Source organism: Labrys sp. Lb11, from assembly GCF_057554225.1.
In genome coordinates, this window is sequence record NZ_BAAJOT010000005.1 from 517,483 (window position 1) to 536,905 (window position 19,423).

Below are 19,423 nucleotides of genomic sequence, written 5' to 3' on the forward strand. Positions count from 1 at the left end.
GGGGGCCGCCATGACGCGGCGTCGGGGCGCTACAATTTCCGCGACGTGCTAGCTCGCTACTACCTGCCCCGATCCGCGGCTGCCTATCCTGCTCCTCGTTCGAGAGGGAAGGGCGTGATGCATCGACATCTCCGGGCATGCTGGATTGCTGCAACCATGGGATGGTGCATCGGTCCTGCCGCCGCCCAGGACGGCGCGGCGACGGCCGATGGGCTTGCGGCCGCCAGGAAACAGTTCGAGACGAGTTGCGGCACCTGCCACACGGTCGACCCGAAGGCCGCGCCGCGCCAGGGACCGAACCTCGCCGGCGTGTTCGGCCGCTCCGCGGGCACGGTTCCGGGCTTTCGCTACTCGCCGGCGCTCGCCAATGCCGGCTTCGTCTGGGACGCAGCCAGTCTCGACAAATGGATCACCAACGCCCAGGCCTTCCGGCCCGGCTCGGCCATGCCCTACCGCCAGGCCAATGCCGACAAGCGCCGGCTGGTGATCGACTATCTCAAGTCGCTCGCAGCGACGCAGTGAAGGAGCAGCCATGGCCCGCATGATCCACAGCATGATCCGCGTTCTGGACGAAGCGAGGTCGCTCGCCTTCTACGAGACGGCCTTCGGCCTGAGCGTCGCGGGACGCTTCGATTTCGACAACTTCACGCTGATCTATCTCAGCAATGCCGAGGACGATTTCGAGCTGGAGCTGACGGTGAACAAGGGCCGGACCGAGCCCTATGCCCTCGGCGACGGCTACGGCCACCTTGCCGTCTCCGTCAGGGATATCCAGGCCGAGCACCGGCGCTTCCAGGAGAAGGGCCTTGCGCCAGGGCCGGTCAAGGGCTTCGCCCTGCCGGGCGGCGGCGAGGCCACCTTCTTCTTCGTCCAGGACCCCGACGGCTACAAGATCGAGGTCCTGCAACGGGGAGGGCGCTACAAGTAAGAACCTGACGGCCGCAGGCAAGAAGACAACAAGATCACGAGGTTCGGAGGAAACCATGACGTTGGACAAGTCGAAATTCGACATCTCGCGTCGGCGCTTCATGGCCGGAGCGGCCATGGGCGCCGCGCTGGTCGTCATCGACGGTGCGGTGTTCTGCCCGCCGGAGGCCTGGGCTCTCGAAGCCACGGCCCTCAAGCCCGAAACGCTGCGCACCTTGATCAAGATGTCGCGCGACGTCTACCCGCATGATCGCCTCGGCGACCGCTACTACGCCGTGGCGGTCAAGACCTTCGATGCGCAGGCGGCCAAGGACGCGGCATCCAAGGCGCTGTTCGAGGACGGCGCGGTCACGCTCGACGGCCTCGCGGCCGGCAAGGGCGGGCGCTATGCGGACGTCGCCTGGGAGGCCGATCGCCTCGTCATGCTCAAGCAGATCGAGGGCACGCCGTTCTTCTCCACGGTGCGCTCCGGCCTGGTCGTCAGCCTCTACAACCAGAAGGAGGTGTGGCCGGTCTTCGGCTACGAGGGCGCCTCGGCGCCGCTCGGCGGCTACATCCATCGCGGCTTCGACGACATCGACTGGCTCTGAGGAGACGGGATCATGGCAGCACCTTTCGACCTCAACGACGACAGCGTGGTGGTGATCGTCGGTTCCGGCGCCGGCGGCGGCACGCTCGGCTCGGAGCTTGCCCAGCGCGGCGTCAAGACCGTCATCCTCGAAGCGGGCGCGCGCAACGAGATCGAGGATTTCGTCAACGATGAATGGGAGAGCTTCAGCCAGCTCGCCTGGACCGACCAGCGCACCACCAGCGGCACTTGGCGCGTGCACAAGAACTTCCCGAACCTGCCGGCCTGGATCGTCAAGTCGGTCGGCGGCTCGACCGTGCACTGGGCCGGCGCTTCGCTGCGCTTCCAGGAACACGAGTTCAAGACCCGGACCGTCTATGGCGACCTGCCCGGGGCCAACCTCCTGGACTGGCCGATCACCCTGGCCGAGCTCGAGCCCTATTACGCCCAGGCCGAGAACCGCATGGGCGTGACCCGCACCAACGACATCCCCGGCCTGCCCGGCAACAACAACTTCAAGGTCCTGGCCGCCGGCGCCAAGAAGGTCGGCTACAAGGAGGTGCACACCGGGCGGATGGCGATCAACAGCCAGCCGCGCGACGGCCGCGGCTCCTGCCAGCAGATCGGCTTCTGCTTCCAGGGCTGCAAGTCCGGCGCCAAGTGGTCGACGCTCTACACCGAGATCCCGAAGGGCGAGGCCACCGGCAACCTGGAGGTGCGGCCGAACAGCCAGGCGATCACCATCGAGCACGACGCCTCCGGCAAGGTCACCGGCGTGGTCTATGCCGACAAGGACGGCAAGATGCAGCGCCAGAAGGCGCGCGTCGTCGCCGTGGCCGGCAACTCGATCGAGAGCCCGCGCCTGCTGCTCAACTCCGCCTCCAGCCTGTTCCCGGACGGCCTCGGCAACGGGGAAGGCCATGTCGGGCGCAACTACATGCGCCACACCACAGGTTCGGTCTACGGCGTCTTCGAAAAGCCGGTGCACATGTATCGCGGCACCACCATGGCCGGCATCGTCCGCGACGAGGCGGGCCATGATCCCAGGCGCGGCTTCGTCGGCGGCTACGAGCTGGAGACGCTGTCGCTGGGCCTGCCTTTCATGGCGGCCTTCCTCGACCCCGGCGCCTGGGGGCGGGAATTCTCCTCCGCGCTCGACGGCTATGCCAACATGGCCGGCATGTGGATCGTCGGCGAGGACATGCCGAGCGCCGACAACCGCATCACCCTGCACCCGACCATCAAGGACAAGTTCGGCATGCCGGTGGCGAACGTCAATTTCGACGACCATGAGAACGACGTCGCCATGCGCAACCACGCCTATCGGCAGGGGCAGGCGATCTACGAGGCCGTCGGGGCCGTCCGCACCTTCCCGACGCCGCCCTATCCCTCGACCCACAATCTCGGCTCCAACCGCATGAGCGCCAGGCCGCGGGACGGCGTGGTCGACAAGTTCGGGCAGGTGCACGAGATCAAGAACCTGTTCGTGTCGGACGGCAGCCAGTTCACCACCGGCGGAGCGGAGAATCCGACCCTGACCATCGTCGCGCTGGCCTTGCGCCAGGCCGAGCACATCGCCGACGGCATGAGCCGGAAGGACATCTGAGGGATCTCCCTGGAGGACCACTGCGCGCCGCCGGGAAACCGGCGGCGCTTCCTTGCCTGCCGCCCGCAGGATCTTGCCATCCGGGCCGGGCGGGCCCATACACCCTTTTTGTCCGTTTTCCGAAGAGCACGACCATGCCTGCCTATCGCTCGCGTACCACCACCCACGGCCGCAACATGGCCGGCGCCCGCGGCCTGTGGCGCGCCACGGGCATGAAGGACAGCGATTTCGGCAAGCCGATCATCGCCGTGGTCAACTCCTTCACCCAGTTCGTGCCCGGCCATGTCCACCTCAAGGATCTCGGCCAGCTGGTGGCCCGGGAGATCGAGCAGGCCGGCGGCGTCGCCAAGGAATTCAACACCATCGCGGTCGATGACGGCATCGCCATGGGCCATGACGGCATGCTCTATTCGCTGCCCTCGCGCGAGCTGATCGCCGACAGCGTCGAGTACATGGTCAACGCCCATTGCGCCGACGCCATGGTCTGCATCTCCAACTGCGACAAGATCACGCCCGGCATGCTGATGGCGGCGTTGCGCCTCAACATCCCGACGGTGTTCGTCTCCGGCGGCCCGATGGAGGCCGGCAAGGTCGTGCTGCACGGCAAGACGGTCGCGCTCGACCTGGTCGACGCCATGGTCGCCGCCGCCGACGACCGGGTGGCCGAAGAGGACGTCAAGATCATCGAGCGCTCGGCATGCCCGACCTGCGGCTCGTGCTCGGGCATGTTCACGGCCAATTCCATGAACTGCCTGACCGAGGCGCTCGGCCTGTCGCTGCCCGGCAACGGCTCGACGCTGGCCACCCACGCCGATCGCAAGCGCCTGTTCGTCGAGGCGGGCCATCTCGCCGTCGACCTCGCCCGCCGCTATTACGAGCAGAACGACGAGAGCGTGCTGCCGCGCAATGTCGCCAGCTTCGGCGCGTTCGAGAACGCCATGACGCTCGACATCGCCATGGGCGGCTCGACCAACACCGTGCTGCACATCCTGGCGGCGGCGCATGAGGGCGGCATCGCCTTCACCATGGACGACATCGACCGGCTGTCGCGCCGCGTGCCGGTGCTGTGCAAGGTCGCCCCGGCCAAGGCCGACGTGCACATGGAGGATGTGCACCGCGCCGGCGGCATCATGGCCATTCTCGGCGAGCTCGATCGCGGCGGCCTGCTCAACCGCGACCTGCCGACGGTGCATGCGGCCACGTTGGGCGAGGCGCTGGAGCGCTGGGACATCCGCCGCACCCGCAGCGAGAGCGTCAAGGAGTTCTACCGCGCCGCGCCCGGCGGCGTGCCGACCCAGGTCGCCTTCAGCCAGTCGTCCCGGTGGGACGAGGTCGACCTCGATCGCGAGACCGGAGTGATCCGCAGCGTCGAGACGCCCTTCTCGAGGGATGGGGGCCTCGCCGTGCTCTACGGCAATCTCGCCGAGGACGGCTGCATCGTGAAGACGGCGGGCGTCGATGAATCGATCCTGAAGTTCAGCGGTCCCGCCGTGATCTTCGAGAGCCAGGATGCAGCCGTCGACGGCATCCTCAACGGCAAGGTCAAGCCGGGCGAGGTGGTGCTGATCCGCTACGAGGGACCGCGCGGCGGCCCCGGCATGCAGGAAATGCTCTATCCCACCAGCTATTTGAAGTCGAAGGGCCTGGGCAAGGCCTGCGCCCTGGTCACGGACGGGCGCTTCTCCGGCGGCAGCTCGGGCCTGTCCATCGGCCATGTCTCGCCCGAGGCGGCCGAAGGCGGCACGATCGGCCTGGTCGAGGCCGGCGACATCATCGAGATCGACATCCCCAACCGGCGCATCCACCTGGCCGTGTCGGATGCCGAGATCGCCCATCGCCGCACCCAGGCCGAGACCGCCGGCTGGAAGCCCAAGGCGCCGCGCAAGCGCAAGGTGACCACAGCCCTGCGCGCCTATGCCGCCATGGCGACCAGCGCCGCCAGGGGCGCCGTGCGCGTCGTGCCGGAAACGCACTGAGCGCGGGGCAGCGCACACTGCGGACAACATCGGCGTGCGCAACCTTTCAGGGTCTTGCCGCCGTCCAAAAGTGACGCCTGAGCCCCTCTCCCGTGGGGAGGGGCGCGGAGCGTGTGTCTTCATACACACTGTCGGAACGAACCCCTCCGGCGCTGGACGATGCGTCGAAGGGCGAGGCCGCCGGCCGACGCTAGACTGGGCCGGTCGCGCATGGACGCGGTTCGGAACGGCAGGTGCAGCATGGCAAGGGGCAAGCGGATCGCCATCGTCGGCGGTGCGGGATTGATGGGGTCGGGGATCGTCCGCGATCTCGTGTCGGACCGCAGCATCGTGCCCATCGACACGATCCGGGTCTGCGACGTGTCGCGCGAGCGGATCGAGCGGCTGGCCGCCGATCTCGGCGACGGGCGGCTGGAGCCCCATCCACTCGACGTCGCCGACGCGGCGGCACTCGGCCGGGCGCTGGAAGGCATGGACATCTGCATCAACGCCGTGCCGACGATGGCCGGCTTCCAGATGCAGATCTTCGAGGCGGCGCTGGCGGCACGGGTGCCCTATGTCGATCTCGGCGGTCTCGGCACCTTCACCGTCCGCCAGAAGGCCTGTCACCAGCGCTTCAAGGACGCAGGTGTCTGCGCCGTCGTCAGTGCCGGCGCCGATCCCGGCATGTCGAACGTGACCTGCCGCATCGTCGCCGACGAGCTCGACACGATCGAAGCCATCAACCTCTACTGGGCGGCCGAGCTGGTCGGCCCGGAGAACCCGGTGCTGGTGCCGCCCTACAGCGTCTCCACCGTGCTGGCCGAATACGCCTTGCCGAGCACCCAGTTCCTCGACGGCCGCCATGTCGAGGTCGCGCCGATGTCGGGCGTCGAGATCATCGACTTGCCCGAGCCCTGGGGGCGCTGCGAGTTCATGCACACCGCCCATTCCGAGCAGCTCACCGTGCCGCTGGCCGAGGGGATCGCCGAGAAGGGCATCCGCGAGTTCACCTGGAAACTGCACCTGCCGCACCGCGAGCACGACGCCTGGGTCGGCCTGGTCAAGGCCGGCTTCGGCGTCGGCGATCACCCGATCGCCATCGGCGGAGCCAGCATCCGGCCGACCGATTTCCTCGCCGCCGTCATCCAGCGCAACATCGAGCGCCATCGCGACCGTATCCCCGAGCAGTCCTCGCACGAGATCCATTTCGCCATCGCCCGCGGCACCCGCGACGGCGCACCGGCGACCGTGCGCTGCGACGTGATCGTGCGGCCGAACCCGCTCTATGCCGGCTATGTCGATGCCTGCACCTCGATGAACGGCTCGATTGCCGCCCAGCTCATGCTCGCCTCATCCCTCAAGCCCGGCGTCTGGGCGCCGGAAGAGTTCTTCGAGCCCGCGCCCTACGTGGCCGAGTTGAAGAAGCGGGCTTTCGAGGTCAGCCTCACCGTGCAGCGCGACGTCTCGGCACTGCCGTTCGGACGGGAGAGGACCTGATGCGCGGCCTCTATATCGACGGCGCCTGGAGCGCCCCGGCGACCGGCGGCACGCTGGACGTGATCGATCCGGCGACCGGCACCATTTTCGCCGGCGTCGCCGCGGCCTCGGCCGCGGATGTCGACCGCGCCGTGGCGGCGGCCCGCCGCGCCTTCGACCATGGGCCATGGCCGCGCCTTTCGGGCGCCGAGCGAGCGGTCCATCTGCGGGCCATCGCCGACCGCATCCGGGCAAGGCGCGACGAGCTGGCGGCGATCGAGGTGCGCGACAACGGCAAGCCGATGCCCGAGGCGCAATGGGATATCGACGATACCGCCGCCTGTTTCGCCTTCTACGCCGACCTTGCTGCCGGCTTGGATGCCGCCGGCTCCGAGATCATCGCGCTGGGCGATGCCCGTTTCTCCAGCAAGGCGGTGCGCGAGCCGGTCGGCGTGGTCGGCGCCATCATCCCCTGGAACTACCCAATGCTGATGGCGGCCTGGAAGGTCGCGCCGGCCCTGGCCGCCGGCTGCACTGTGGTGCTGAAGCCCTCGGAGCTGACACCGCTGACGGCGCTGGAGCTCGCCGTCATCTGCGACGAGGCCGGCCTGCCGGCCGGCGTCCTCAACGTGGTCACCGGCCTCGGGCCGCAGGCCGGCCAGCCGCTCGCCGATCACCCCGGCGTCGACAAGCTCGCCTTCACCGGCAGCGTCGCCACCGGATCCAGGGTGATGGCGGCGGCCGCCCGCGACATCAAGCGCGTCAGCCTGGAGCTCGGCGGCAAGTCGCCCTTCATCGTCTTCGCGGACAGCGAGCTCGACAAGGCGGTGGAATGGATCCTGTTCGGCATCTTCTGGAACCAGGGACAGGTCTGCTCGGCGACCTCGCGCGTGCTGGTCGAGCGCGGTCTCTACGAGCCGTTGCTGGCCCGCCTCGCCGAGGCAGCCGCCGCGATCAGGATCGGTCCCGGCGCCGAAGCCGGCGTCAAGCTCGGGCCGCTGGTCTCGACCGTGCAGTACGACAAGGTCTGCGCCGCCATCGCCGAGGGCGTCCGGGCCGGCGCCAGGCTGGTGCAGGGCGGCAGGCGCCCGGCCCATTGTCCCGCCGGCTACTTCATCGAGCCGGCGATCTTCGCCGACGTGCCGCTCGACAGCGCCCTGTGGCGCGAGGAGGTCTTCGGGCCGGTCGTCGCCCTGCGTGCCTTCGACACCGAGGCCGAGGCGCTGGCGCTCGCCAATGACAGCCGCTTCGGCCTCGCCGCCGCGGTGATGTCGGCGGACGACGCGCGCTGCGAGCGGGTCGCGGCAGGCTTGCGGGCCGGCATCGTCTGGATCAACTGCTCGCAGCCGACCTTCGTGGAGGCGCCCTGGGGCGGCTACAAGCAGTCGGGCATCGGCCGCGAGCTCGGGCGGTGGGGGCTGGAGAACTATCTCGAAACCAAGCAGATAACGCGCTACGACAGCACCGAGCCGTGGGGATGGTACCTCTGAGCAAAGTGGGTTCCGGTCGAAACACGCCTTGCCCGAACTCCTCGCTTCGACGTGGCCTTGCGGTCTGACCCGGTTCCGTCGGATCGCAGGACGCCCTGAGCAGCTTCTCGTGGCTCTCGCCACGATTGATTTTGCATCTTCAATGCAAAATCAATGCCGCTCAGACCTATAAGTGCAAGCAGGTTCGGGAGAACCTGCTTGGCCTGCGGCGACGGGATTGGCAGGGGCGCGGCGGCGGTTTTGAGCACTTCGAACGAGAGTTCTTCCGGCCGTTTCGCCGATTTCGGCCTCAGCGTCGCCGATTGCCTCGCCCTGCCGCCCCTGACCCGGGCCAGCGTCGAGGGCGGCCGTGCCGGGCTGCAGCGCCGGGCGCGCTGGGTGCACGTGGTCGACCATGAGGACATCGAGGACTCGCTCACCGGCAGCGAGCTGCTGCTGTCGTCCGGCGTCAGCCTCGGTCACAATCCGTCGCTGCAGCAGGCGATCTTCCCGGTGATGCAGCGGCGCGCCAGCGCCGGGCTCATCCTTGCCATCGGCCCCTATCTCGACCGGGTGCCGGACGGGATGCGGCGCGAGGCCGACCGGGTCGGCATTCCGGTCATCGCCATGCCGTGGGAGGTGAACTTCCGCGACATCACCGAAGTGCTGCTCACGCGGCTGGTGACGGAGCAGTATCGCCTGCTGGAAGAGGCCGAGAGGGTCAATCGCGGCCTGCTCGCCGTCGTGCTGGACCGTGGCGACCTCGACCTGCTCTGCGCCCGCCTTTCCGAGATGACGCGCCAGCGCGTTGCCGTGGTCGATCCGCAGTTTCGTGTCCTGGGAGAGGATCCGCAGGCGCGCGGCGATGCCCATTTCCCGCGAGGCTTCGCCAGGCCGGCCGCGACGTCCGGCGTGACGCGGATCGCCGGGCCTGGCGGCCGCTACGCCCTGGCCGCGCCGGTGGTGATCACCGGCCGCCTCAGCGCCTATGTGCTGATGACGACAGGCAGCAAGGAGCCCGAGCGGTTCGAGGCCATGCTGGCGGAATCGGCGACGCTCGCTGCGGCGCTGCTGATCGCCCAGCACGACGAGATCGAGCGCGCCCGGTCGGCGCATGAACGGGATGCCCTGCTGGCCCTGATCGAAGGACGGGACGATCCGGCGATGGCGGCGGCGCTCGGCCTCGCCTCCGCCGCCGCCTTCTCAATCCTGGTCGTCGAGGTCGCGGAGGACGCCGCCATCGACCGGCGGCTCATCCGCCATGCCCTCGAGCCGGTCGCACCGCGCGCGCGCATCTTCGAGCGAGCCGGCCAATATGTCGTGGTGGCGCCGCACGCCCGCAGGCCGCAGCCCAAGACGGTCGCCGCCGCCCTGGCGGAAGGGATGGAAGCGGCGGGCGTCGGCTTTCGCGCGGGCCTCAGCGATCCCGTCGAGACGCCGGCCCAGGCCAGCCGCGCCTATGCCGATGCCCGCGAAGCCCTGGAGGTCGGCCGCCGGCTCGACCCGTCGCGCGCCTGCTTCCTGGCCCGCGACACGGCGGCCGTGGCTCATTTCGTCCGCCTGCTCGAATCCGGCCCGCCCGTGCGCTTCTCGCGCATCCGCAAGCTGACCGAGCATGACCGGAACCATCGCGGCGAGTTGTTGCAGACGCTCGACAGCTTCCTGGCCGCCAACCAGAACGCAGTGCTGGCGGCCAGGAAGCTGTCGATCCACCGCCATACGCTCGCCTACCGGCTGGACCGGATCGGCGACATCCTCGGCTGCGAGCTCACGCCGGACATCTGCTTCGACCTGCGCCTGGAACTCGTCGCCCACAAGATGGGACGGATGGCGGACTGAGCCGCGGGGCGCGAAAGGCTAGAGCAAAGCGCGTTTTGGTGGAAACGGGCTTTGCTCCAGCTCTTTATTTGGACGCGTCTTTGCGACTTGACGCGATTCCGTCAAATCGCAAAACGCTTTAGTCGGCCGCGCTTTCCGCCAGCCGCCGCAGCGGCTCGCCGCTCAGGCGGCAACCCGTCCACTCGTCGCGCAGCAGGGCGCCCTGCTTCCGGTAGAAGCCGATCGCCGGCTCGTTCCAGTCGAGCACCGACCATTCCAGCCGGCCGAGATTCTCGGCCACGCAGCGTTGCGCCAGATGGGCGAGCAGGCGCTTGCCGATGCCGTGGGCGCGGAACTGCGGATGCACGAACAGGTCTTCGAGATAGAGCCCGTGGCGGCCGACGAAGGTCGAGTAGTTGTAGAACCAGAGCGCGAACCCCGCCGCCTCGCCGCCCCATTCGGCGATGTCGCAGAAGACGCGCGGCTGCGGCGCGAACAAGGCCGCGCTGAGGTCGAACTCCGTGGCCTCGACCTCGTGCAGCAGCTTCTCGTAGTCGGCCAGCGCCCGGATCAGGGCCAGCACGGTCGCCGTGTCGCCGGGGCCGGCCCGGCGGATGGTCACAGACATCGCGTCGGCCCGGCGATCAGGCTGCGTTGACGCCGGCGAGGCCCAGGCGCTTGTCGAGGTAGGTCGTACAGGCGGCGATCAGCTCGTCCGTCTTGTTGTCGAAGAAATGGTTCGCGCCTTCGATGACGTTCTGCTCGATGACGATGCCACGCTGGGTCTTGAGCTTCGACACCAGGGTCTCGACGTCCTTCAGCGGGGCGACACGATCGCTGTCGCCATGGACGATCAGGCCGGAGGAGGGGCAGGGGGCCAGGAACGAGAAGTCGAAGCGGTTGGCCGGCGGGGCGACGGAGATGAAGCCCTCGACCTCGGGCCGGCGCATCAGCAGCTGCATGCCGATCCAGGCGCCGAAGGAGACGCCGGCGATCCAGCAGGTCTTGGCCTCCGGCGTCACGGTCTGCACCCAGTCGAGCGCCGCGGCCGCATCCGAAAGCTCGCCGGCTCCGTGATCGAAGCTGCCCTGGCTGCGGCCGACGCCGCGGAAGTTGAAGCGCAGGGCCGAGAAGCCGCGCTGGGCAAAGGCGTAGAACAGGTCGTAGACGATCTTGTTGTTCATCGTCCCGCCGAACTGCGGGTGCGGATGCAGCACGATGGCGATCGGGGCGCCGCGCTGCTTGGAGGGCTGGAAGCGGCCCTCGATACGACCTGCGGGACCGGTGAACGTAACCTCGGGCATAGATTCTGCGGCCTTTCCATCGACCTTTGCGACCCGTCCCCCGATGATTTCCGATGACGGCCCTTGACGGCCGGCGGGGGAGGAGGTATCAATTTAGAATTATTCTAAAGAGCGTTCGGCTCTCATGGCTGGGTCGTTGCCGACGCTGAAGCGGGCGCGCGGCGTCCGTACCATCGCCGGCCGCGCTTTCTAACACGAAGAACGGGTGGGATTGCAAGCATTTCCGCTTGCCGGCTCGCCCGTTCGACCAATGGATGGACCTTTGACCTCACCTCGGCTCTATCTCGACCACAATGCGACGACGCCGCTTCGTCCCGAAGCGCGCGCGGCGATGTTGGCCGCTCTGGAGCTGACAGGCTCGGCATCCTCCGTGCACGGCGAGGGCCGGGCGGTGCGCCGGATGGTCGAGGAGGCGCGTGAAAAGGTCGCGGCCCTGGCCGGCGCGCAGGCCCGGAACGTCATCTTCGTCTCGGGCGCCACGGAAGCCAATGCCACGGCCCTGACGCCGCACTGGCTGCGCGACGGCGACCGTCGGCCGCTCGACCGCTGCCTTATCTCCGCCGTGGAACATGCCAGCGGCCTTGCCGGCAGCCGCTTCCCGGTGGGGCGCGTCGAAATCCTGCCCGTCGATGCCGACGGCATCGCCGACGTCCCGGCCTGGACGGCCCGCATGGCAGCCCTGCGCGAAGCGAATGAGCGTCCCCTGGTCTCGCTGATGCTCGCCAACAACGAGACCGGCGCCGTGCAGCCGGTCGGGGCGATCGCCGAGGCGGTGCGCGCCGCCGGCGGCGTGCTGCACAGCGACGCGGCCCAGGCGGCCGGCAAGATCGGCGTCGATATTGCCGGCCTCGGCGCCGACATGCTGACGTTGTCGAGCCACAAGCTCGGCGGCCCGCTCGGCGCCGGCGCCCTCGTGCTCTCGTCCGGCGCCCTGCATCTCGCCGATCCGCTGATCCGCGGCGGCGGCCAGGAGAAGGGCGCGCGGGCCGGCACCGAAAACCTGCCGGCGATCGCTGGATTCGGTGCCGCAGCCGAAGCGGCGGCCCGGGATCTGGCCGAGGAGGGCGCCCGGCAGCTGCAGCTGCGGCGGCGGCTCGAGGCGGGGCTCGCCGCCCTGTCGGACGACATCGTCGTCTTCGCCCGCGGGGCCGAGCGCCTGCCCAACACGGTCTGCTTCGCCGCGCCGGGCCTGGCGGCGGAAACCGTGCTCATTGCTCTCGACTTGCAGGGGGTTGCCGTGTCATCAGGCTCGGCCTGCTCGTCGGGCAAGGTCCGCGCCAGCCATGTCCTGCAAGCCATGGACGCGGCGCCGGATCTGGTGACCGGCGCGATCCGGGTTTCGATCGGCCGGACGACAGGAGCGGAAGACATCGAGCGCTTTCTCGCGGTCTTTCATCTCGTGCATCGCACCATATATGGGAAGAGGCGGAGCAGGGCAGCCTAAACGCTTGCCTGATCTGTGGAATTCGGCGGCGATAGCCGCGTAGGAGACGAGAATGCCGGCAGTCCAGGAAACAGTCGATCAGGTTCGTGCCATCGACGTGGATCAGTACAAATACGGCTTCGTCACCGACGTCGAGATGGAGCTCGCGCCCAAGGGCCTGAGCGAGGACATCGTTCGCTACATCTCGGCCCGCAAGGGCGAGCCGACCTGGATGACCGAGTGGCGCCTCGAAGCCTATCGGCGCTGGAAGACCATGTCCGAGCCGACCTGGGCCCGCGTCGAATATCCGCCGATCGACTATCAGGACCTTTACTACTATGCCGCGCCGAAGGCGAACCCGGCGCCGAAGTCGCTCGACGAGATCGACCCCGAGATCCTCAAGACCTATGAGAAGCTCGGCATCCCGCTGCGCGAAGTCGAGGTCTTGGAGGGTGTCGAGCCGAAGAACCGCATCGCGGTCGACGCCGTGTTCGACAGCGTTTCGGTCGTCACCACGTTCAAGGCGGAGTTGAAGAAGGCCGGCGTGATCTTCTGCTCGATCTCCGAAGCCCTGCGCGAGCATCCGGATCTGGTCAGGCAGTATCTGGGCACGGTGGTGCCGACGAGCGACAACTTCTTCGCCACGCTGAACTCGGCCGTCTTCTCCGACGGTTCCTTCGTCTATGTGCCGCCGGGCGTGCGCTGCCCGATGGAGCTGTCGACCTATTTCCGCATCAACGAGGAGAAGACCGGCCAGTTCGAGCGTACGCTGATCATCGCCGACAAGGGCGCCTATGTCAGCTATCTCGAAGGCTGCACCGCGCCCAAGCGCGACGAGAACCAACTCCACGCCGCGGTGGTCGAGCTGATCGCCCTGGACGATGCCGAGATCAAGTACTCGACCGTGCAGAACTGGTATCCCGGCGACGCCGAGGGCCGGGGCGGCATCTACAACTTCGTCACCAAGCGCGGCGACTGCCGCGGCGCCCGCTCCAAGATTTCCTGGACGCAGGTCGAGACCGGCTCGGCCATCACCTGGAAGTATCCTTCCTGCATCCTGCGCGGCGAGGAGAGCCAGGGCGAGTTCTATTCGATCGCGGTGTCGACCGGACGCCAGCAGGTCGACAGCGGCACCAAGATGATCCATCTCGGCAAGAACACCAAGAGCCGGATCATCTCCAAGGGCATCTCGGCCGGCCATTCCAACAACACCTATCGTGGCCTGGTTTCCGCCCACCGCAAGGCCACGGGCGCGCGCAACTTCACCAATTGCGACAGCCTGCTGATCGGCGAGCACTGCGGGGCGCACACCGTGCCCTATATCGAGAGCAAGAACGCCTCGGCCGTGTTCGAGCACGAGGCGACCACCTCGAAGATCTCGGACGACCAGATGTTCTATTGCCAGCAGCGCGGCCTGTCGGACGAGGAGGCGGTGGCCCTGATCGTCAACGGGTTCGTCAAGGACGTGCTGCAGCATTTGCCGATGGAATTCGCGGTCGAGGCTCAGAAGCTGATCTCGATCAGCCTGGAGGGCAGCGTCGGCTGACGGCCGGCGCTGGTGCCCGGAATCGACACAAGTTTGACTGACATGAGGAGTTCGCGGCTGCGGCATGGGCGGCGCGCGGACATCCTGCCTGGGAACGGATAGAGATGCTCGAAATCAAGAACCTCCACGCCGAGATCGACGGCAAGGCCATCCTCAACGGCCTCGACCTGACCGTGCAGACCGGCGAAGTCGCGGCGATCATGGGGCCGAACGGCTCCGGCAAGTCGACGCTCAGCTACATCCTGGCCGGCAAGCAGGACTACACCGTCACGGCCGGCGAGGTGCTGCTCAACGGCGAGAACATCCTGGAGATGGCGCCGGACGAGCGCGCCGCCAAGGGCGTGTTCCTCGCCTTCCAGTACCCGCTGGAGATCCCCGGCGTCGCCACGATGACCTTTCTCAAGGCGGCGCTGAACGCCCAGCGCAAGGCGCGGGGCGAGGGCGAGCTGTCGACGCCGGAGTTTATCCGGAAGGTGAACAAGGCGGCGGAAAATCTTGATATAGATAGGGAAATGCTGAAGCGCGCCTTCAATGTCGGCTTCTCCGGCGGCGAAAAGAAGCGCATGGAGATCCTGCAGATGGCGTTGCTGCAGCCCTCGCTCGGCATCCTGGACGAGACCGATTCCGGCCTGGACATCGACGCCCTCAAGGTGGTGGCCGACGGCGTCAACGCCCTGCGCTCGAAAGACCGTTCCTTCGTCATCATCACCCACTACCAGCGCCTGCTGAATCACATCGTGCCCGACACGGTGCACGTCCTGTCCAAGGGCCGGATCGTGAAGTCCGGCGGCAAGGAGCTGGCGCTCGAACTGGAAGCCAACGGCTACCGCGATTACGCGGAAGCGGCGTGAGGCTGGGATGGCTGACATCACCGTCATCAAGACCGCCGCCGAGACGGCTCTGAGCGAGGCCTTCGGCACCGTTCGGGCCGAACTGCCGGGCAATGAGGCCGTGCGCACCCTGCGTGAGCAGGCGTTCAGTGCCTTCGCCCGCAACGGCTTGCCGCATCGCCGCGTCGAGGAGTGGAAATACACCGACCTGCGCGTTCTGATGCGCGATGCCAAGCCCTTGGCCAAGGCGCCGGATGCGACCGCGCTCGACCGGGCGCGCCTGCCCTCCGAGGTGCTGCGCTCGCACGCGCATCTGCGCCTGACGCTGGTCGACGGCAGCTTCGCGCCGTCGCTTTCCGACGTCGGCCTGCTGCCGACGGGCGTGCGCTTCCTGTCGCTTGCCGAGGCTCTGGCCTCCGGTGACACGGCCGTGACCGAACGGCTCGGCGCGCAGCCGATCGACAATGCGGCGCTGGCCTTGAACGCCGCCTTCATGACGGACGGGGCCGTGCTGGTGGTCGATGCCGGCGTCACGGTCGAGCTGCCGGTGCTGTTGCAGGCCGTGCACACCGGCGCCGATGCGCAGGCTGTCTATGCCCGCAGCATCGTCGTGCTCGGCGCCGGCGCCACCCTGACCCTGGTCGACACCTATGAAGGGCCGGTCGGCGTCGCCAACCAGAGCAATATGGTGGTCGAGGCCCATCTCGGCGACCGGGCGAAGCTGGACCGGATCTCGGTGCAGGCCGAGAGCCTGGAAACGCTGCATCTGTCGACCCTGCTGGTCTCGCTCGGAGCCCGGGCCGAGCTGTCGAGCTTCGCGCTCGGCGCCGGCGCGGCAGTGGCGCGCAACCAGCTCTTCATCACCTATGCCGGGGAGCATGCCACGGCCACGCTCGGCGGCGCCACCCTGCTCGCCGGCAAGCGCCACGCCGACACCACGCTGCTGGTCGACCATGCGGTGCCGCACGGCACCAGCCGCGAACTGTTCAAGGCGGTGCTCGACGGCGACAGCCGTTCGGTGTTCCAGGGCAAGATCGTGGTCCGCCCGGGCGCGCAGAAGACCGACGGCAAGATGATGAGCCAGGCGGTGCTGCTGTCGGACGGCGCCGAGGTCGACAACAAGCCCGAGCTTGAGATCTTCGCCGACGATGTGGTCTGCGGCCACGGCGCCACCTGCGGCGCGCTCGACGACGACCTCCTGTTCTACTGCATGGCGCGCGGCATCCCGCAGCCTGAGGCCGAGGCGATCCTGCTGCAGGCTTTCGTCGGCGAGGCGGTCGAGGCGATCGGCAACGAGGCGGCGCGCGAGGGCGTGATGGCGCACGCCGAACTGTGGCTGGCGGCGCGGGCCTGACCCGCGCCGCGCACGAGCGATGCACGAAAGGTTGGAACCATGGACGGCAGGATTGCGGACATGACGGCGAAGGCTCCTCCCTATGATCTCGCCAGGATCCGCGCCGATTTCCCGGCGCTGTCGATGCAGGTCTACGGCAAGCCGCTGGTCTATCTCGACAATGGCGCGTCGGCGCAGAAGCCGCGCGCGGTGATCGACCGCATGGTCCACGCCTACGAGCACGAATACGCCAACGTCCATCGCGGCCTGCATTACCTCGCCAATGCTGCGACGGAGGCCTACGAGGCCGCCCGCGAGAGCGTCCGCAAGTTTCTCAATGCGCCCTCGACCGCCGACATCATCTTCGGCCGCTCGGCCACCGAGATGCTGAACCTCGTCGCCGCCTCGATGGGCCGCCTGCTCGACATCGGCGAGGGCGACGAGATCGTGCTCTCGATCATGGAGCACCATTCCAACATCGTGCCCTGGCACTTCCACCGCGAGCGCCGCGGCGCGGTGATCAAGTGGGCGCCGGTGCGCGACGACGGCTCCTTCGACCTCGAGGCCTTCGAGCGGCTCCTGACGCCGAAGACCAAGATCGTCGCGATCACGCACATGTCGAACGTGCTCGGCACGGTGACGCCGCTCAAGGAGATCATCCGCATCGCCCACGCCCGGGGCATTCCGGTGCTGGCCGACGGCAGCCAGGGGGCGGTGCATCTCGACGTCGACGTCCGTGATCTCGACGTCGATTTCTACGCCTTCACCGGCCACAAGGTATACGGGCCGACCGGCATCGGCGTGCTCTACGGCAAGGCGGAGTGGCTGGAGCGGATGCCCCCCTTCAACGGGGGCGGCGAGATGATCGGCGAGGTGACGCTCGACACCGTCACCTATGCGGCGCCGCCGCATCGATTCGAGGCCGGCACGCCGCCGATTGTCGAGGCGATCGGGCTGGGCGCCGCGGTCGAGTACATGATGGCGCTGGGCCGCGACAACATCCGGGCGCATGAGGCGATGCTGCGCGACTATGCCCATGAGCGGCTGTCGCAGCTCAACTCCATCCGCATCTTCGGCCAGGCGCCGGGCAAGGGCGCCATCGTCTCGTTCGAGATGAAGAACGCCCACGCCCATGATGTGGCGACGGTGATCGACAGGCAGGGCGTGGCGGTGCGGGCCGGTACCCATTGCGCCCAGCCGCTATTGGCGCGATATGGCGTAACCTCGACCTGCCGGGCCTCGTTCGGACTTTACAACACGCGCGAGGAGGTCGATGTCCTGGTCGAGGCGCTGGGCAAGGCGCAGGGGTTCTTCGCCTGACGAGGGCGGGCCCTGACGGAGGATGTGATGGCTGACGGCACGGTGAACGAAGCGAGGCCGAACGCGCCCGCCATGACGGCGGCGCCGGCGCTGGCGCCCGAAGAGATCGACCGGATGACGGACGACATCGTCGCGGCGCTGAAGACCGTCTATGATCCGGAGATCCCGGCCGACATCTATGAACTCGGCCTGATCTACCGCATCGAGATCACGGATGATCGCCGCGTCGCCATCGACATGACCCTGACAGCGCCCGGCTGCCCGGTGGCCGGCGAGATGCCGGGCTGGGTCGAGAACGCGGTCTCCACCGTGCCCGGCGTCGCCGAGGTCCAGGTGACCATGGTGTTCGATCCGCCGTGGGACCAGTCGCGCATGTCCGACGAGGCCCGCGTCGCCCTGGACATGTGGTGACGGCGATGCCGGCGGTCGACCGCGTCCTCGAAACCGCGCTCTATGTCGATGATCTCGACCGCGCGGCGCGGTTTTACCAGGACCTGTTCGGTTTTACCGAGCTGTTCGCCGACGAGAGGCTGGTCGCCTATGACATTGGCAGGAAAAGCGTTTTGCTGCTGTTCAAGCGCGGCGGCACGCTGGAGACCGTGCACCTTCCCGGCGGCACGATCCCGCCGCATGACGGGGCCGGGCCGATGCACATCGCATTTGCGATCGAGGCTGCTGCGCTGGCGGACTGGCAGGCGCGCCTCGCCGAACATGGCATCGCCGTGGAGGGCAGGACCGACTGGACGCGGGGCGGCGCCAGCATCTATTTTCGCGACCCCGACGGGCACCTGCTCGAGCTGGCCACCCCCGGTATCTGGAAGACCTACTGACGCGGGCCGGCCCGGGCCGCGCCCGATGACGAGCCCATGCCGTCCGGCACGGGCGAGAGTGACATGAACGCATGCCGATAAAGATACCCGACGACCTGCCCGCGCGCGCAACGCTTGATGCGGAGGGCGTGATGGTGATGCGGGAAACCGATGCCGTGCGCCAGGACATCCGGCCGTTGCGCATCGGCCTGCTCAACCTGATGCCCAACAAGATCAAGACCGAGACCCAGTTCGCCCGGCTGCTGGGAGCGACGCCGCTGCAGGTCGAGCTGACCCTGGTCAAGATCACCAACCATGTCGCGCGCAACACGCCGAGCGAGCACATCATCTCCTTCTATCGCGACTGGGAGGACGTGCGGGGCGAGAAGTTCGACGGCTTCATCGTCACCGGCGCGCCGGTGGAGACGCTGCCGTTCGAGGATGTGACCTACTGGGACGAACTGCGCCGCATCTTCGACTGGACGCAGACCCATGTCCATCGCTGCTTCAACATCTGCTGGGGCGCGCAGGCGGCGGTGCACCATTTCCACGGCATGCCCAAGCACGCCCTGGCCGGGAAGGCGTTCGGCGTCTATCGCCACCGCAACCTGGAGCCGGCTTCGCCCTATCTGCGCGGCTTTTCCGACGACTTCTCGATTCCCGTGTCGCGCTGGACCGAAGTGCGCAGCCAAGACATTCCGGCCACCAGCGGCATGAGCGTGCTGGCGGAATCGGACGAGGCGGGCCTGTGTCTGCTGGACGACCCGACCCACAGCGCGCTGCACATGTTCAACCACATCGAGTATGATTCGAACTCGCTGGCCGACGAGTATTTCCGGGACGTCGCGGCCGGCAAGCCGATCGCCATGCCGCGCAACTATTTCCCGCATGACGATGCCGAGAAGCGTCCAGAGAACCGCTGGCGCAGCCACGCGCATCTCTTGTTCGGCAATTGGATCAACCAGATCTACCAGACCACGCCCTTCGAGGTTGGGGAGATCGGCCGCCGCTAGGCCTGTGCCCGTGGCCCTATCCC

Annotated in this window: 18 protein-coding genes; 16 read left to right on the plus strand and 2 right to left on the minus strand. The window is 67.8% G+C overall.

From position 1 onward, the window contains the following. The first annotated feature begins 117 nt into the window (after nucleotides 1-117). The 8 genes from AC27L4_RS21010 to AC27L4_RS21045 all read left to right on the plus strand — a co-directional run bounded on the left by AC27L4_RS21010 (nucleotide 118) and on the right by AC27L4_RS21045 (nucleotide 9,843). On the plus strand, nucleotides 118-522 hold the full coding sequence (locus tag AC27L4_RS21010; RefSeq protein ID WP_487144308.1) for a c-type cytochrome: 405 nt from the start codon (nucleotides 118-120) through the stop codon (nucleotides 520-522). 10 nt (nucleotides 523-532) lie between these two features. After that, entirely contained in the window at nucleotides 533-928 is a 396-nt protein-coding gene (locus AC27L4_RS21015) for a VOC family protein (RefSeq protein WP_487144309.1), read from the plus strand. Between the two features lie 55 nt (nucleotides 929-983). Continuing rightward, the gene (locus AC27L4_RS21020; RefSeq protein ID WP_487144310.1) at nucleotides 984-1,517 is read left to right on the plus strand and encodes a twin-arginine translocation signal domain-containing protein; all 534 of its coding nucleotides are present in this window, start codon (nucleotides 984-986) and stop codon (nucleotides 1,515-1,517) included. A 12-nt stretch (nucleotides 1,518-1,529) separates the two neighbouring features. After that, on the plus strand, nucleotides 1,530-3,101 hold the full coding sequence (locus AC27L4_RS21025; protein WP_487144311.1) for a GMC family oxidoreductase: 1,572 nt from the start codon (nucleotides 1,530-1,532) through the stop codon (nucleotides 3,099-3,101). 134 nt (nucleotides 3,102-3,235) lie between these two features. After that, nucleotides 3,236-5,077 (plus strand): dihydroxy-acid dehydratase, encoded by a 1,842-nt coding sequence (gene ilvD / locus AC27L4_RS21030; protein ID WP_487144312.1) that lies wholly within the window; start codon nucleotides 3,236-3,238, stop codon nucleotides 5,075-5,077. Nucleotides 5,078-5,317: 240 nt separating this feature from the next. Continuing rightward, complete coding sequence (locus AC27L4_RS21035) at nucleotides 5,318-6,556, plus strand: saccharopine dehydrogenase family protein (protein WP_487144313.1); 1,239 nt, start codon at nucleotides 5,318-5,320, stop codon at nucleotides 6,554-6,556. Beyond that, nucleotides 6,556-8,025: an aldehyde dehydrogenase family protein gene (locus AC27L4_RS21040; protein ID WP_487144314.1), complete on the plus strand. Its 1,470-nt coding sequence runs from the start codon at nucleotides 6,556-6,558 to the stop codon at nucleotides 8,023-8,025. The genes AC27L4_RS21035 and AC27L4_RS21040 overlap by 1 nt, the downstream gene beginning before the upstream one ends. Before the next feature lie 240 nt (nucleotides 8,026-8,265). Then, the gene (locus AC27L4_RS21045) at nucleotides 8,266-9,843 is read left to right on the plus strand and encodes a PucR family transcriptional regulator (RefSeq protein ID WP_487144315.1); all 1,578 of its coding nucleotides are present in this window, start codon (nucleotides 8,266-8,268) and stop codon (nucleotides 9,841-9,843) included. Between the two features lie 118 nt (nucleotides 9,844-9,961). Here AC27L4_RS21045 and AC27L4_RS21050 read toward each other — a convergent pair whose 3' ends face one another. Together AC27L4_RS21050 and AC27L4_RS21055 are read right to left on the minus strand one after the other, a co-directional pair. Next, nucleotides 9,962-10,450: a GNAT family N-acetyltransferase gene (locus AC27L4_RS21050; protein ID WP_487144316.1), complete on the minus strand. Its 489-nt coding sequence runs from the start codon at nucleotides 10,448-10,450 to the stop codon at nucleotides 9,962-9,964. A 16-nt stretch (nucleotides 10,451-10,466) separates the two neighbouring features. Beyond that, nucleotides 10,467-11,126 carry an alpha/beta hydrolase gene (locus AC27L4_RS21055; RefSeq protein ID WP_487144317.1) on the minus strand — a complete coding sequence of 220 codons (660 nt, stop codon included), beginning with the start codon at nucleotides 11,124-11,126 and terminating at the stop codon, nucleotides 10,467-10,469. Between the two features lie 262 nt (nucleotides 11,127-11,388). Here AC27L4_RS21055 and AC27L4_RS21060 point away from each other — a divergent pair, with 262 nt between their 5' ends. The 8 genes from AC27L4_RS21060 to metA all read left to right on the plus strand — a co-directional run bounded on the left by AC27L4_RS21060 (nucleotide 11,389) and on the right by metA (nucleotide 19,400). Beyond that, nucleotides 11,389-12,570 (plus strand): cysteine desulfurase family protein, encoded by a 1,182-nt coding sequence (locus tag AC27L4_RS21060; protein ID WP_487144318.1) that lies wholly within the window; start codon nucleotides 11,389-11,391, stop codon nucleotides 12,568-12,570. A gap of 52 nt (nucleotides 12,571-12,622) precedes the next feature. Beyond that, entirely contained in the window at nucleotides 12,623-14,095 is a 1,473-nt protein-coding gene (sufB, locus tag AC27L4_RS21065; protein ID WP_487144319.1) for a Fe-S cluster assembly protein SufB, read from the plus strand. A 104-nt stretch (nucleotides 14,096-14,199) separates the two neighbouring features. Next, a complete protein-coding gene (gene sufC / locus AC27L4_RS21070; protein WP_487144320.1) occupies nucleotides 14,200-14,946 on the plus strand; it encodes a Fe-S cluster assembly ATPase SufC in 747 nt (248 codons plus the stop codon). 7 nt (nucleotides 14,947-14,953) lie between these two features. Continuing rightward, complete coding sequence (gene sufD / locus AC27L4_RS21075) at nucleotides 14,954-16,279, plus strand: Fe-S cluster assembly protein SufD (RefSeq protein WP_487144321.1); 1,326 nt, start codon at nucleotides 14,954-14,956, stop codon at nucleotides 16,277-16,279. A gap of 60 nt (nucleotides 16,280-16,339) precedes the next feature. After that, nucleotides 16,340-17,578: a cysteine desulfurase gene (locus AC27L4_RS21080; RefSeq protein WP_487144322.1), complete on the plus strand. Its 1,239-nt coding sequence runs from the start codon at nucleotides 16,340-16,342 to the stop codon at nucleotides 17,576-17,578. 27 nt (nucleotides 17,579-17,605) lie between these two features. Continuing rightward, nucleotides 17,606-17,989, plus strand: coding sequence for an SUF system Fe-S cluster assembly protein (locus tag AC27L4_RS21085; protein WP_487144323.1), 384 nt, complete (start codon nucleotides 17,606-17,608; stop codon nucleotides 17,987-17,989). Between the two features lie 5 nt (nucleotides 17,990-17,994). Further along, nucleotides 17,995-18,408 (plus strand): VOC family protein, encoded by a 414-nt coding sequence (locus tag AC27L4_RS21090; protein ID WP_487144324.1) that lies wholly within the window; start codon nucleotides 17,995-17,997, stop codon nucleotides 18,406-18,408. 71 nt (nucleotides 18,409-18,479) lie between these two features. Beyond that, nucleotides 18,480-19,400 (plus strand): homoserine O-acetyltransferase MetA, encoded by a 921-nt coding sequence (metA, locus tag AC27L4_RS21095; RefSeq protein WP_487144325.1) that lies wholly within the window; start codon nucleotides 18,480-18,482, stop codon nucleotides 19,398-19,400. The last annotated feature ends 23 nt before the right edge of the window (nucleotides 19,401-19,423 follow it).